At 67.2% G+C, this 13,178-nt stretch carries 18 protein-coding genes; 10 read left to right on the forward strand and 8 right to left on the reverse strand.

All coding sequences use genetic code 11. The features are described 5' to 3' along the window. Window positions 1-7: 7 nt before the first annotated feature. A complete protein-coding gene (locus A5481_RS16210) occupies window positions 8-436 on the reverse strand; it encodes a PRC-barrel domain-containing protein (protein ID WP_048436422.1) in 429 nt (142 codons plus the stop codon). Window positions 437-638: 202 nt separating this feature from the next. Between A5481_RS16210 and A5481_RS16215 the strand changes: the two genes are divergently transcribed. The 5 genes from A5481_RS16215 (at window position 639) to A5481_RS33605 (ending at window position 4,335) form a co-directional block, all read left to right on the forward strand. Further along, window positions 639-926, forward strand: coding sequence for a GlsB/YeaQ/YmgE family stress response membrane protein (locus tag A5481_RS16215; protein WP_048436423.1), 288 nt, complete (start codon window positions 639-641; stop codon window positions 924-926). A 199-nt stretch (window positions 927-1,125) separates the two neighbouring features. Then, a complete protein-coding gene (gene lipA, locus A5481_RS16220) occupies window positions 1,126-2,088 on the forward strand; it encodes a lipoyl synthase (protein WP_048436424.1) in 963 nt (320 codons plus the stop codon). A 4-nt stretch (window positions 2,089-2,092) separates the two neighbouring features. Next, complete coding sequence (locus A5481_RS16225; protein ID WP_048436425.1) at window positions 2,093-2,548, forward strand: type II toxin-antitoxin system RatA family toxin; 456 nt, start codon at window positions 2,093-2,095, stop codon at window positions 2,546-2,548. A gap of 370 nt (window positions 2,549-2,918) precedes the next feature. After that, entirely contained in the window at window positions 2,919-3,428 is a 510-nt protein-coding gene (locus A5481_RS33600; RefSeq protein WP_156312054.1) for a DUF6932 family protein, read from the forward strand. Next, window positions 3,403-4,335, forward strand: a complete 933-nt coding sequence (locus A5481_RS33605) for a hypothetical protein (RefSeq protein ID WP_156312056.1) — start codon at window positions 3,403-3,405, stop codon at window positions 4,333-4,335. The genes A5481_RS33600 and A5481_RS33605 overlap by 26 nt, the downstream gene beginning before the upstream one ends. Before the next feature lie 116 nt (window positions 4,336-4,451). Here the strand turns inward: A5481_RS33605 and A5481_RS16230 are convergent, their stop codons facing one another. Then, a complete protein-coding gene (locus A5481_RS16230) occupies window positions 4,452-5,810 on the reverse strand; it encodes a GDSL-type esterase/lipase family protein (RefSeq protein WP_053082549.1) in 1,359 nt (452 codons plus the stop codon). A gap of 318 nt (window positions 5,811-6,128) precedes the next feature. Here A5481_RS16230 and A5481_RS16235 point away from each other — a divergent pair, with 318 nt between their 5' ends. Together A5481_RS16235 and A5481_RS16240 are read left to right on the forward strand one after the other, a co-directional pair. Then, window positions 6,129-6,605 (forward strand): hypothetical protein, encoded by a 477-nt coding sequence (locus tag A5481_RS16235; protein ID WP_197514198.1) that lies wholly within the window; start codon window positions 6,129-6,131, stop codon window positions 6,603-6,605. 92 nt (window positions 6,606-6,697) lie between these two features. Beyond that, a complete protein-coding gene (locus tag A5481_RS16240; protein ID WP_048436426.1) occupies window positions 6,698-7,423 on the forward strand; it encodes an alpha/beta fold hydrolase in 726 nt (241 codons plus the stop codon). Window positions 7,424-7,471: 48 nt separating this feature from the next. On the opposite strand, the gene A5481_RS16245 is transcribed toward A5481_RS16240, so the two are convergent. Then, complete coding sequence (locus A5481_RS16245) at window positions 7,472-7,756, reverse strand: hypothetical protein (protein WP_048436427.1); 285 nt, start codon at window positions 7,754-7,756, stop codon at window positions 7,472-7,474. 87 nt (window positions 7,757-7,843) lie between these two features. Next, window positions 7,844-8,158, reverse strand: coding sequence for a hypothetical protein (locus A5481_RS16250; protein ID WP_048436428.1), 315 nt, complete (start codon window positions 8,156-8,158; stop codon window positions 7,844-7,846). Window positions 8,159-8,301: 143 nt separating this feature from the next. Between A5481_RS16250 and A5481_RS16255 the strand changes: the two genes are divergently transcribed. Next, window positions 8,302-9,042 carry a gamma-glutamylcyclotransferase gene (locus A5481_RS16255; protein ID WP_048436429.1) on the forward strand — a complete coding sequence of 247 codons (741 nt, stop codon included), beginning with the start codon at window positions 8,302-8,304 and terminating at the stop codon, window positions 9,040-9,042. Here A5481_RS16255 and A5481_RS16260 read toward each other — a convergent pair. Further along, window positions 8,997-9,317: a hypothetical protein gene (locus tag A5481_RS16260; protein ID WP_048436430.1), complete on the reverse strand. Its 321-nt coding sequence runs from the start codon at window positions 9,315-9,317 to the stop codon at window positions 8,997-8,999. The genes A5481_RS16255 and A5481_RS16260 overlap by 46 nt on opposite strands. 109 nt (window positions 9,318-9,426) lie before the next feature. Here A5481_RS16260 and A5481_RS16265 point away from each other — a divergent pair, with 109 nt between their 5' ends. Continuing rightward, entirely contained in the window at window positions 9,427-10,020 is a 594-nt protein-coding gene (locus A5481_RS16265) for a pyridoxamine 5'-phosphate oxidase family protein (RefSeq protein WP_048436431.1), read from the forward strand. Between the two features lie 12 nt (window positions 10,021-10,032). On the opposite strand, the gene metC is transcribed toward A5481_RS16265, so the two are convergent. The 3 genes from metC to A5481_RS32540 all read right to left on the reverse strand — a co-directional run bounded on the left by metC (window position 10,033) and on the right by A5481_RS32540 (window position 12,569). Next, window positions 10,033-11,220, reverse strand: coding sequence for a cystathionine beta-lyase (gene metC, locus A5481_RS16270; protein WP_048436432.1), 1,188 nt, complete (start codon window positions 11,218-11,220; stop codon window positions 10,033-10,035). A 251-nt stretch (window positions 11,221-11,471) separates the two neighbouring features. Then, window positions 11,472-11,759, reverse strand: a complete 288-nt coding sequence (locus A5481_RS16275; protein ID WP_156655629.1) for a hypothetical protein — start codon at window positions 11,757-11,759, stop codon at window positions 11,472-11,474. 42 nt (window positions 11,760-11,801) lie between these two features. Then, a complete protein-coding gene (locus A5481_RS32540) occupies window positions 11,802-12,569 on the reverse strand; it encodes a S24 family peptidase (RefSeq protein WP_082173443.1) in 768 nt (255 codons plus the stop codon). A 181-nt stretch (window positions 12,570-12,750) separates the two neighbouring features. Here A5481_RS32540 and A5481_RS16280 point away from each other — a divergent pair, with 181 nt between their 5' ends. Further along, a complete protein-coding gene (locus A5481_RS16280) occupies window positions 12,751-13,062 on the forward strand; it encodes a helix-turn-helix domain-containing protein (protein ID WP_053082550.1) in 312 nt (103 codons plus the stop codon). The last annotated feature ends 116 nt before the right edge of the window (window positions 13,063-13,178 follow it).

The raw sequence follows: 13,178 nt of genomic DNA on the forward strand, positions 1-13,178 counted from the left end.
GGGATCGTCAGCTCTTCTTCTTGTAGTCGAAGGCCGGGGCCTTGTTCAGCTCGTCCTTGGTGGCGTTCACGGTCGCCTTCCAGCTGTCGCCGTCCCGGGTCAGGACGACGCTGTCGGGATTGACGGCGACGTAGCGCTCGCCGATGCCGAGGAAGCCGCCGACGCCGAGGATCACCGCCTGCACGGTCTTGCCGTCGACGATCACGAGGTCGGCGATGTCGCCGATGGACTCGTTCTGGGCGTTGGTCACCTTGGTGCCGAGGATGCGCGAGGTCACCGCCGCCGTGGGCTGGAGGGTGATGAACTGCACCGTCGCGGTCTTGACCTGCTGGGTGGTCATCGCGCCGGTCGCGTCCTGCTGCGTCGCGGTCTGGGCCAGGGCGGGCAGGGACGCCAGCACGAGGGCGGCGGTCGCGAAGGCGGTCTTCAGCGTCATGGGATCGAACTCTCCGAGGGGACCCGCGCCCGTGGGGCGGCGCGGGCCGTGCGCAGAACGGGCCCGAACCGCCAAGGTTCCCGGCGAAGGTTCCCCATCGTCACGTTTCCGCCGCCCGAAGCGCGGCCGCATGGTGCAACGCGGCCGTGCCGCCCCTATCTGGGGGTTTCGGCCGCGAGCGGCGGCGGGACAGGGGAACAGCATGGACGGTCACGTGTACGGAGCGCTCGGTCAGCCGGGCGTCGGCCTCCTCATGGCCATCGTCATCGGCGCGCTGGCGGGCTGGCTGGCCGAGCGCTTCATGAACTCGAGCATGGGCCTCCTCGGCAACATCGTGCTCGGCATCATCGGCGGCGTGGTCGGCAACTTCCTGGCGGCCCAGCTCCACATCCCGATCTTCGGGTTCTGGCGCAACCTGATCTCCGCCACGGTGGGCGCGGTCATCATCATCGCGGTGGTGCGGGCGGTGCGGGGCGAGCGGCGCTACTGACGCGCCGTCGCGGCGCGCGCGACGGCAGGCCCGACCGGGCGCCGTCGCCGGCCGGCCAGGGCCCGAATGCATGGCGCGCCGCGCGGCGGCGCGTCACGCCCCATTTGCCCCGGCGGCCCGGACATCTTAAGTCACCTCTGCGCCGCGAGGGGTTCGCGGGCGCTTCTTCGTCTCGAAACCCCTTGCCGCCCCGGATCCCATGGCCGTCGTCCTCGATCTCCTGCGCAACGACCAGCGCCCGCGCCACCCGGAGAAGGCGCACCGGCCCGACCAGCCGATCCTGCGCAAGCCGGACTGGATCCGCGTCAAGGCGCCGGGCTCGCCGAAATGGGCCGAGACCCAGGCCATCGTGCGCGAGAACAAGCTCGTGACGGTGTGCGAGGAGGCCGGCTGCCCCAATATCGGCGAGTGCTGGGAGAAGAAGCACGCCACCTTCATGATCATGGGGGACACCTGCACCCGGGCCTGCGCGTTCTGCAACGTGCGCACCGGGATGCCGGAGGCCCTCGACGCGGCCGAGCCCGAGCGGGTGGCGGAGGCCGTGGCCAAGCTCGGCCTGCACCACGTCGTCATCACCTCGGTCGACCGCGACGACCTCAAGGACGGGGGTGCGGCGCATTTCGCCGCGGTGATCGGCGCGATCCGGCGCCTGAGCCCCTCGACCACCGTCGAGATCCTGACCCCCGACTTCCTGCGCAAGGACGGCGCCCTGGAGATCGTGGTCGCGGCCCGCCCCGACGTGTTCAACCACAACCTCGAGACCGTGCCGTCGAAGTACCTGACGGTGCGCCCCGGTGCCCGCTACTTCCACTCGATCCGCCTGCTGCAGCGGGTCAAGGAGCTCGACGCCACCATCTTCACCAAGTCGGGCATCATGGTAGGCCTCGGCGAGGAGCGCAACGAGGTGCTCCAGCTGATGGACGACCTGCGCTCGGCCGAGGTCGACTTCCTGACCGTCGGCCAGTACCTGCAGCCGACGAAGAAGCACCACCCGGTCCTGTCCTTCGTGACGCCGGATGCGTTCAAGGCCTACGAGACCACGGCCTACGCCAAGGGCTTCCTGCTCGTCTCGGCGACGCCGCTCACCCGCTCCTCCCACCATGCCGGCGAGGATTTCGCCCGGCTCAAGCAGGCCCGGCTCGACCGGCTGGGGACCGTCTGACCCGATGCCGAGCTTCCGCACCACCCGCACCGTCCGCCACAGCCCGACGGAGATGTTCGACCTCGTCGCCGACGTCGAGCGCTACCCCGAATTCCTGCCGCTCTGCGACTCGCTGCGCGTGCTGCGCCGGCAGGAGGGCGAGGACGGCACCGAGACGCTGGTTGCCGACATGGGCGTCGGCTACAAGGCGATCTCGGAGCACTTCACCACCCGGGTCCGCCTCGACCGCCCGAACCTGAAGATCGTCGCCGAGTACATCGACGGCCCGTTCCGGCACCTCGAGAACCGCTGGACCTTTCGCGAGGCCCCGAACGGCGGCTGCACGGTCGAGTTCTTCATCACCTACGAGTTCAAGAGCCTGGCGCTCGGCCTGCTGATGGGGAAGATGTTCGATCGCGCCTTCCGCAAGTTCACCGATGCGTTCGAGAGCCGAGCGGACAGGTTGTACGCGCGGGCGTGACGGCCCATCGATTCGATTTGTCCGACAGACACCCACACTCCGCGTCATTCCGGGACCGCACGGCGGAGCCCGGAAGCCAGGGGCATGAGCGAAACACAAATAAAAATATCATGCAACCAATGTACGCCGCCGTGCAGGTATAATTCCCCTTGGGAAGAGCTAAAACGTCAGCTTATGTCTGACATTATAGCTGAAGACATCTATGAACACCGACAAAAATCTTCTCTGCAATCCAAGACGCCGACATAGTTGCTTCTTGGCGAGCATCGCATCTCACGTAGCGACCATTGGGAACTGAGTGGTCAGCCCTTTTGCTCAGCGAACAAGCTTAGCCATTGCGGCAAGCCAGCATTTCGCTACGATGCAGGCCATGGGGGCGTTCAAGTACGATGAACCACCGTTGCTAGCGCCGGGGCGGCATTTTATGACGCTGTCGGCGCTTGAGCGCATATGCGTGTTACCATTTGCCGCCCCTGAGATGCGGCGGCGGCTATTTCAGCAACTATGCATATTTGTGAAATGCTTTGATGCTGCAGGCATTCGTTGTGAGATGCTAATTAACGGCAGCTTTCTAACTAGCAAGCCCGACCCCAAAGATGTTGATGTTGCCATTATCTTAGACCCTGACGTCACCGAATTGCTTACGGTTGAGCAAGAGTTGCTTGTAGATGCTGTCAACGACGACATGAATATTTTTATTGACGGCGTTGACGGTTTCGTAGAAACTGTATTCCCCATCGGCCATTCTTCATTTCGCGCTGATGGGAATGAGATGCTGTGGAGTGAACAGTATGGCAGACAACATGATGGTGCATGGTTAAAGGGGGTCGCTGTCCTTAGGTTGGGTGAAACAGATGTCGGATTACGCATCCGTCGCTGAAGAGGCAAGGCGCGCCTTTGCCTCGGTTGCAAGGCTCGAACTGGCTTCTATGCGTGAGCCAGAAAGCAAAGCCTTGCGCATAAACCTAGCAGCAAAGCAAAAACTTGCAAATCAGCTTCGCGCTCGACTGCTTGAGGCCGCCGAAGAGTCTAATGTCGAAATATGCAACTATCGCTTAGTCCGAGCTGAAGGAAACCAGTACGGACTTGCTTATGTTTCCGAATCAATGCTAGGATTTCAGTATCTTTTCACGCAGATTTATGACTCAAAAAAAACGCACCCTAAGTCGAAAGCTACATTTGGCACCGAGTCCCTGACGGAAAGCTTGCTAGAACTTGGATATACATATAGTGGATCCCTGGGCGTAGTACTAATGGCCCCGACGAAACGAGATCTTTTTTCGCGCAATTTGGATAGCTCAATTGAAGAATTGTTTGATGTCGTTGAAGTAAATAGCGCCGCATCAGTTAAGGAAGTAGCAAACAAACTTGGAAATGCTGTTGTAAAACGGCTTCTCGACTGGTCGAAGGCGAATGTTCGCGGTGGGTTTGATGCTGATGTTCGCTGGAACCGGTCAGATGGCCGCCAGTTAGGACAATTTATTGACAAACAAAGAATGGAGAAGATATCCAATATTATAGAGGCAACCTCCGATGTCTCTCGCGAAACCGTTACAGCTAGAGGAACCCTCGTCGGTATAGATGTGAAAGCTGGGAATTTCCATCTAGTGGTTCCGAACGGAGAGGATTATCGAGGAAAATTGTCTGATTCATTCAGCAGAGATAGAGTTGTTCAGGTTAATCACGCCTATAACGCGACAATAATAGAGGAAAAAATAACGACATATGCAACCGACAAGACTGTTAAAACGCATACCCTGGTCTTATTGAATGAAATAAATTCTTAGTATAATAATAAAAAATAATAATATGTAATAAATTTATATATGTGTTAATTTAATAAGATTAAATTTCTAGATTTTTAATTTTATACGCTTTAGCAGCCTTATCAATCGTCAATCCTCTACCGCCCCTTCAGCACCACCCCGAGATCGATCCCGCTCCCCATCGCGACGTAGCCCGCCCGGTTCGGGTGCAGGCGGTCGCCCTTGCCGCCGGTGGTGCTCTCCGGAACCATCTCGGGGCGCAAACCGCCGGTCGCCGGATCGAGGGTGGCGGCGTCGAAATCCACCACGCCGTCGAACACGCCGGACTCCCGGATGAAGGCGTTGAGCCCGCGGCGCTTCTCGTCCTGCTCCGGATGGCCGTGGGCGGGGCTGGAGCTGCCCTTGGCCGAGGTCAGGGTGGCGCCGATCACCCGCACTCCGGGGATGCCGGCGCGCAGGCGGGCGACGCCCTCGCGCATCCCGGCTTCGACGGCCTCGAGCGAGGCCTCGCCGTTGCGGCTGAAATCGTTGATGCCCTCGAGCCAGATCACGCTCGCCACGCCCGACAGCCCGATCACGTCGCGGTCGAGCCGGGACAACGCCGAGGGCCCGCCCGGAAACGGCTTCTGCGCATCGTACGAAGCCGGGCCGACCACCTGGTTGCCGCCGATGCCGGCATTGACCACCGCGACCCGGTTGCCGAGCTGCGCGTGCAGGCGGCGCGACAGCACGTCGGGCCAGCGGTCGTCGCCGTTCATCGTCGAGGCGGTGCCGTCGGTGATCGAATCGCCGAAGGCGACCACGACCGGGGTGGGCACGCTCACCGACATGTCGAGCGCGTCGAGGAAGAACCACGAGGCGGTGGAGAACAGGAAGGCCGCCTCGCCCTCGTCCGCCCCGCGGGCGCCGGCACCGGGCGCCGTGGCGTAGGAGGTCTGCAGCGCCTTGGCGTGCCAGGTCATCGGCCCGCTCGCGCCGACCACGTGGAGCGAGACCGCGAGCTTGCGCCCGGCGAGCAGCGGCAAATCGGGATCGGCCGCGAAGGGCAGGGCGACCGGGTCGGACCAAGCCTCGCCCCCGGGCGGGACCGTGATCCGGTCCTTCCCGGAGAACCGCACCGGGCGGTTCGTCCCCGGCACCAGGGCGGCGGCGCCGAGCTGCAGCCCGGCATGGACGCCGTCGAGAGTGAGAGGCCGGGTGCCGAAGGCGTTGGAGATCCGCAACCGGGCCTCGCGGCCCCACACGTCCGGCCGCAGCACCAGGCGCAGGGTCTGGTCGCGGGCACCCTCGGCGGGGTCGGGGAACGCGAAGCTCTGGTCGGGCTGGGCCGAGGGGTTGCCGACCGGGTAGGGGCCCTGGACCGAGCCGGCCCAGGCGGTCGCCCAGCGGCGCGGCTCCTGCGCCCGAATGTCCTGCGCCCGAATGTCCTGCGCTCTGGCCGGCACGGCCCAGAGGAGCCCGAGACAGAGAGCGGCCGTCGCGTCGCGCCAGCGCATCGCAGATCCTCCCGTTCGCGGGCGTCGTCGCGCCCCTTTCGGCCGCGCGCCCCTTCGGCCGCGCTTCCTGCCGACAGGCAGAGCATGCCGACCGGAAAATCGCCAGCGTCTGCGCGCGGAATGTGCGCTGGAGCACGCCGGGGGCGGAGGCCTTGCGCCTACCTTGCTGCCACTTCGCGAGGTTCCGATGCCGCCGCAGAGCGTTCGGCGATCGGCCGCGGCTCCTGTGGTCCTGCCGCGACCCTCCCCGACGACCCGGCACCTTAAGATCGCCCGCGCGAGGCTCCGGAGTCCCACCCTGACCCGAGGGGGTGCTCGATGACGCATCCGTGGCCCCATCATCACACCGACGGTTCGGTGCACTACACCCATTGCCACCCCGAGACGGTCGAGGTCCTGCCGGCCTCCGAGCCGGCCAGGCCGGACTGGGGCCGGCGCCTGCGCGGCGCCGCCGGCATGATCGGCGCCTCCGGCCTCGCCGCCGGAGCGATCTGGTTCGCCGTGCTGTGCGATCCGACCGTCTCCCGCGCCGCCCTGCCGCCCTCGGCCGACGTCTGCACCAATGCCGGCCACGCGGTCCGGGTCTGGTTCGACGCCGAGACCGAGCGGCGCGCCCGCGTCGCGGCGCCGGCCCACCAGCACGCCTTCAACAGCATGCTGCTGTGGTACCGCTCCGCGGAGGGCAAGTGCGCCGCCGGCCGCACCCAGGAGGCGGTGCGCAGCTTCCAGTCCCTCGAACGGATGATCGCCGGCTTCGACGCGAACCGCCACGACCGGGACGAGGCCGGGGACTGAGGCCTCTTGCACGCCGGCCTCTTGCACGCCGGCCTCTTGCGCGCCGGGGCCGTTCGCGCTTGGCTCCCCCGGATCGGACGGGAGGGGCGTGAATGAGCGACGGGCTGACCTTCGTGCTGGTGCACGGCGCCTGGCACGGCGGCTGGTGCTGGGTCCGGGTCGCCGACCGCCTGCGGGCGCAGGGCCACCGGGTCTTCACCCCGACCTGCACCGGCCTCGGCGAGCGGGCGCATCTCCTCTCCGCCACCCTCACCCTCGACACCTTCGTGCGCGACGTCGCCGGGGTGATCGCCGCGGAGGAGCTGACGGAGGTCGTCCTCGTCGGGCATTCCTTCGGGGGGCTCGCCATCAGCGGCGTCGCCGAGGCGATGCCCGAGCGGCTGGCCCACCTCGTCTATCTCGACGCGCTGATCGCGGAGCCCGGCCGCGCGCCGTTCGACGGGCTGCCGCCCGCGGTGGTGGCGGCCCGCCGCCGCGCCGCCGCGGAATCGAGCCGGTCCTTGAGCCTGCCGCCGCCGCCGGCCGCGGCCTTCGGGGTGCTCGATCCGGCGGACGCCGCCTGGGTCGAGCGCCGCCTGACCCCGCATCCCCTGAGCACCTACGAGAGCCCGCTGCCGATCCGCGGCCCGGTCGGCAACGGTCTGCCGCGCACCTACGTCGACTGCACCGCGCCGTCCTACGCCACCCTCGACGGCGTCAAGGCGTGGGTGCGGCGCCAGCCCGGCTGGGGCTGGCGCGACCTCGCCACCGGCCACGACGCGATGGTGAGCGCGCCGGGCCCGCTCGCCGACCTCCTGGTCGAGCTCGGCCGGTCGTGACGGCCCTTACGCCATCGCGCGATGGCGCTATGCCATCGCACGATGGCGCTACGCCATCGTCACGACGGTGCGGCCGGGATCGATCTCGATCAGCCGCAGGCCGAAGCTGCGGCCCTCCTGCGCCTCCCAGTCGGCCAGCACGGCGTTGACCCGCTCGGGTCCCTGCTCGGCCAGGGTGCGGGTGCCCACCGGCTCCTCGATGGCGTGCATGATCTCGTCCATCAGCCGGGCGCGGGCCCGGCCCTCCGCGGGCCCGGCGGCGTCGCAATAGGTCGCGACGATCTGCTCCGACAGCGCCTCGATCACGGCCTGGTTCACCGAGGTCATGCCCATGCTGCGCTCTCCCGTTCGGCAGGGTTGTACCCCTTGGACCGGGACAACGCAGCCGGGCGCGAGCGGTGCCGTCGTCCCGATAGCCGCTCACCCCGCCTGCTGCTGGCCGGCGGCGCGGTGGGCGGCGAGCGTTACCACCTCGGCGGAGGGAGCCTCGCCCTTCTGGTCCCGGCCCATCATGAAGATCACGGGGTTGCGCGGCATGTAGCCGGGATTGCGGCGCAGGTTCAGCAGCGGCTGCAGCTCCACCGCGGTCAGGTCCTTCGGCGTGGCGTCGCGCCAGACATGGCCCGGCGAGGCCGCCCGGGCGAAGGGCCACCAGGCGCGGCGCGCGGTCTCGACCTGCAGGACGAGCTTGCCGGTGAGGGTCTTGCGGAAATTGAAGCGACCCGTGATGGCCATGACGCGCCCTCCATTCCCGGACAACCTGGACCTGTACCGCTTAGCACGGCACTAACATGGGGCGGCAGGCGCGGCGGGAAACCCGATCGGTCCCGATCGCATCCCCGGCCGCGCTGCCGCACCCCACCGGACTAACGGTTGCGATGCCCAAACGCTCCCTCACGCTCGACGCCGCGCTGATCGCCCGGGCCCATCCGCACCCCGTGACCGCCGACGGGCGCGGCCCGGGCTACGGCATGGCGCTGATGGGCGAGGCGGAGGCCGATGCGCGCCTCGACGCGGCCTTGGCGGCGCAGCCCGGCGGCGCGCAGGCCCTGTGGCTGTTCGCCTACGGCGCCCTGATGTGGCGGCCGGAATTCCCCTTCGCCGAGCGGCGCGAGGCCCGGGTGCGGGGCTGGCACCGCCGCTTCTGCCTGTGGCAGCCGGGCTTTCGCGGCACGCCGGACTGCCCGGGCGTGATGCTCGCCCTCGACCGGGGCGGGCAGTGCCGGGGGCTGGCCTACCGCATCGCCGGCGAGGACGTGCGGGAGGCGGTCCGGCCGGTCTGGCGGCGCGAGATGCGCGGGCGCGGCTACGCCGCGCGCTGGCTCCCTGCCGAGACGGCGGACGGCCCGGTCCCGGTCCTCGCCTTCGTGGCCGACCGGGCCGGCGCCCGCTACGCCGGGCGGCTGTCGGACGAGGCGATCGCCGCGCGCATCGCCGCGGCCTGCGGCCCCACCGGCCCGAGCGCCGAGTACCTGCTCAACACGGTGGCGGCCTGCGAGGCGATGGGCATCCGCGATCGCCACCTCTTCGCCATGCAGGCGCTGGTGGCCGCGCGTCTCGCGGCCCGCGACGGTCAGAACAGCCCGACGCCGATGCCGGGCTCGCGCCGCGGCGGGTAGCCGTAGGGCCCGGTCGAGACGCCGTAATAGGGCAGGACCGGCGCGTAGCCGAAGCCGAGGAGCCGGTGCGGCGGGGGCTCGGCCACGATGACGTCCGCCTGGACCTCGGCCTCGACCGCGACGGGCGGCGGCGGGGGCGGCGGCGCGCCCCAGCCGGCGGAGAACCCGGCCGCGCCGCGGGCCGCGTACCCGGCCGGCAGGTCGGCGGCCATCGCCGGCAGGGCCGTGAGGGCGGCGGCCAGGGGCAGCCAGGCCAGCGTCGCGCGGAGCGTCATGGGTCGAGAACCTCGGCAGGAACGGTCGTACGGACAAGCTTCGCCGGGGCATCCCGGTTCCCCGGATCGTGACCTAGATTGGTGAACGAACCGGAGAGTCGAACCGCGCATGACCGAGCCGCCGCCGTTCTACGACGACCTCGCCGGCTGCCTCGACGAGACCTGGCGCCGGCTGGAGGAGGGGGCGGCGCACCAGAGCGGCTTCCACACCCCGGCCCTCGCCACGATCGGCCGCGACGGCGCCCCGCGCCTGCGCACGGTGGTCCTGCGCGGGGTCGACCGGACGCTTCGCACCTTGCGGGTCCATTGCGACGCCCGCTCCGGCAAGGCGGCCGAGATCGCCGCCGATCCCCGGGCGGCCCTTCACGCCTACGATCCCAAGGCCAAGCTCCAGGTGCGGATCGAGGGCACGGCCCGCCTGCACGGGCAGGACGCGGTCGCCCGCGCCGCCTGGGCGGCGTCGCGGCCGATGAGCCGGGTCTGCTACGCCACCAGCCCCGGCCCCGGAACGCCCCTGGCCGAAGGCGGCGCCACCATCCAGCCGCGGGACGACGAGGCCGTGGAGGCGGGGTTCCCGGAGTTCCGGGTGATCGTGCTGACGGCCGCCCGGCTGGAATTCCTGTATCTCGCCCGCCAGGGGCACCGGCGGGCGCTGTTCACCTGGGACGGGGAGGCCGAGGCAGCGACGTGGCTGGCGCCGTGACGGCGGGACGTCTCACGACGTCGCCCGCAGCCGCGCGAACCCGGCCTCCAGGTCCCGCGTCAGGTCGTCGAGGTCCTCCAGCCCGACCTGGAACCGCAGGCCCGGCCCGCCCGGGGCCCAGGGCGTGGCGGTGCGGTAGGGCGCGCAGTCGAACGGGATCACCAGGCTCTCGAAGCCGCCCCAGGAGAAGCCCATCCCGAACAGCTCGAGCCCGTCGAGCATCGCCGCCACCGCGGCCTCGGGGCAGGGCTTGAGGATGATCGAGAACAGGCCGGACGAGCCGAGGAAGTCGCGCGACCAGATCGCGTGGCCGGGATCCTCCGGCAGGGCCGGGTGCAGCACCCGGGCGACCTCGGGCCGGCCCTGGAACCAGCGCGCGAGTTTGAGCGCCTGCTCGCCGTGCTCGCGCAGGCGCAAGGGGAGGGTGCGCAGGCCCCGCAGCGCGAGGAAGACGTCCTCAGGCCCCGCGCACATCGCGAACTGATCGAAGGTCCGCCGCAGGGCCGGCCAGTACCGCGCGTTGGCCGAGGTGAGGCCGAGGAGCAGGTCCGAGCCGCCCGACAGGTACTTGGTACCGGCCTCGATGGCGATGTCGACGCCGCGCTCGTGCGGCGGGAACAGCAGCGGCGTCGCCCAGGTATTGTCCATCAAGACGCAGGCGCCCCGCGCATGCGCGGCCTCCGCGATGGCCGGGATGTCCTGCATCTCGAAGCTCTGCGAGCCCGGCGCCTCGGTGAGCACGCCCGCCGTGTTCTCGCGCATCAGGTCGGCGATGCCGGCCCCGACCGTCGGGTCGTAATAGGTCGTCTCGACCCCGAACCGCGCCAGGAACCCGTCGCAGAACACCCTCGTCGGGCGGTAGGCGGAATCGCTCACCAGCAGGTGGTCGCCGGCCTTGAGGCAGGACAGGAGCCCGACCGTGACGGCGGCGAGGCCCGACGGCGTCAGCACCGTGCCGGCGGCCCCGGCGAGCTCGGTCCAGGCGGATTCGAGGGCGCGGATCGTCGGGGTGCCGGCGGTGCCGTAGGTATACTCGGCCCGCCGGTTCCTGAGCGCGTCGTAGCTCTCGTAGAGCACGGTCGAGCCGCGATAGATCGGGGTGTTGACGAAGCCGTGCTGCTGCGACGGGTCGCGGCCGGCATGGACCAGGCGGGTGCGGGTGGCGAGGCGGCTCTTGTCGCGGGGCGGGGTGATGCTCATCGAAACCGTGGCGTGAGGAAACCGGGGGGATACCGGAGGCGAGCACATCCCGCGCCACCCGCCGCCGTCATGTAGGACGCTAGATCAGATGGCAGAACCGGGAATGTCCGGGATTGGCCGGGTCCTAGCGGGATATGCTCTTCGTTTTCAAGCTGTTTTCAGTCTCACGGCATCTAAGGTGGGCGGGGGTGTCGCGCAGGTTCAGATGGCATAACAAGGCTTATCCAGAAGCTGGCGCGCAGTATCAACTGTCACAGTCTCGCCGAGCCAGCGGCCCAGAAGAACAGTCCAGCGGCCACGACAACGGACAGCAGGATGCAGCCGACCGCGGGCCTCGACGTCCAAACCCGCACGCCGGATGCGTCGCGGCTGATGCCGGCGACGAGTAGCCAACCCATTGCCATATTCAGCGTCAGCGCTACGGCGATTGCCGCGGTAACCGTTCGGTCGAGTAGAAACCAGGCCGATAGAGCATAAAACGCCAGCATATTAATTAGCGCAATGAAGCAGCAAAATCTCTCAAAAGGGCTGTTTCTCATTGTGCATAACCCTGGTAATTGCTTATCGAAGCGCGTGATTTATCAAATGTAGCGCAGGAAACCGCCCACGCGACCGACGATGCGGACTTGATCGCGCTCCGCAGCCGGCACGATCGCGTCTTCGTAATGGCCGCCCTTGTTGTCGCTGATCACCTTCAGGCCGCCGTCCAGCTGAGGACGGATGCGTTTGATCAGCACGGCATCGCCGTAGGCAAGAGCGTATATCTCCTCGTCACGAACGCGGTTCTGCGACGTATCAACAATGACGAGATCTTTATCCAACAACGTAGGCGCCATTGAGTGGCCGCTTAGACGCAACACATGTGCGTAGTGTGGGTTGATACCCACCTCCCGTAAGTAGCGCCTACTAACTGACAAATAGTCCTCGATTTCCCCCCTTGTCGGAATTAGCCCATGACCCGCCGAACCGTCAATGGTGAGCCGCGGCAGGGCGATAGCATCTTCGCTGCCCTCAACCGGCATGGAACCTTGCATTAGCGACGCCCCCGTGTGTTCCCTTTTCGTTCTCATAACGGTTAGGGCATCATTGGGTTGCGCGGCAGGGTGGTATTCGCCTTTTGCGAGCCAATCCACAGTTTCCCCTGCGGCCTCGCACAAGCGGATCAGCGCGAAGAAATCCGGCCTGGTCCGACCGAGCCGCCACGAGGTCAGCTGATCGACCGAGCCGCCCGTCAGGTCCGCCGCAGCTTGTCCGCCGCCAATCCGATTAATCACGGACTCAAGCCGGTCCCTGAAGCCGCTTGTGAAACCGGGAACCGGCTTCCCAGTTTCCTTGATCGGCCTTGCCATCGTCTAAGCCACTGATTTAAAAGCAGAAACTATCATTATTCCGTGAAAATACGGATATCGAAGTGGGAAACCGATTTCTCACTTCCAAAACCGTGAAATCACGGATACGATCGTTCTACCAACTGTTGCAACGCGACCCGAGAGGCCGGCCTGCCAGCCGGCGGTTCCCAGGAGCCAGAATGTGACCCAGGCCGTGACCCCACAGCCCGCCCGGTGGACGCCGGACCGCATCCGAGATGAAGTCCGGCGCCGAAACCTGACACTCCGGGGGATCGCGCTCGCCGCTGGCCTCCACGAGGCGTCCTGTCGCCAGGCGCTCCATGGGATCAACCGGAAGGGCGCCGATGCGCTCGCTGAAGCGCTCGACATCCCGTTCGACACGCTCTTCCCCGAGGGGTTCGTTCAGAGCCGGCGCCAAGCTAGCGTGAAGCAGCTGGCAGAGTCCCGGCAAAAGCGCGCCGCCCCCGCTGACAAGATTGCAGCCCGGGCCTGAGTGCCCTGGCAGCCTTAACCACGATCGCTGACGGCCAAGCCTCGCGACGTTCGCAGCTCCCCCACCAGAGCAGGACCACCCTGTGATGAACGTGTGCTGGGATTGCCCCGGATCGG

This window comes from Methylobacterium platani (assembly GCF_001653715.1).
Classification (GTDB): Bacteria; Pseudomonadota; Alphaproteobacteria; order Rhizobiales; family Beijerinckiaceae; genus Methylobacterium; species Methylobacterium platani.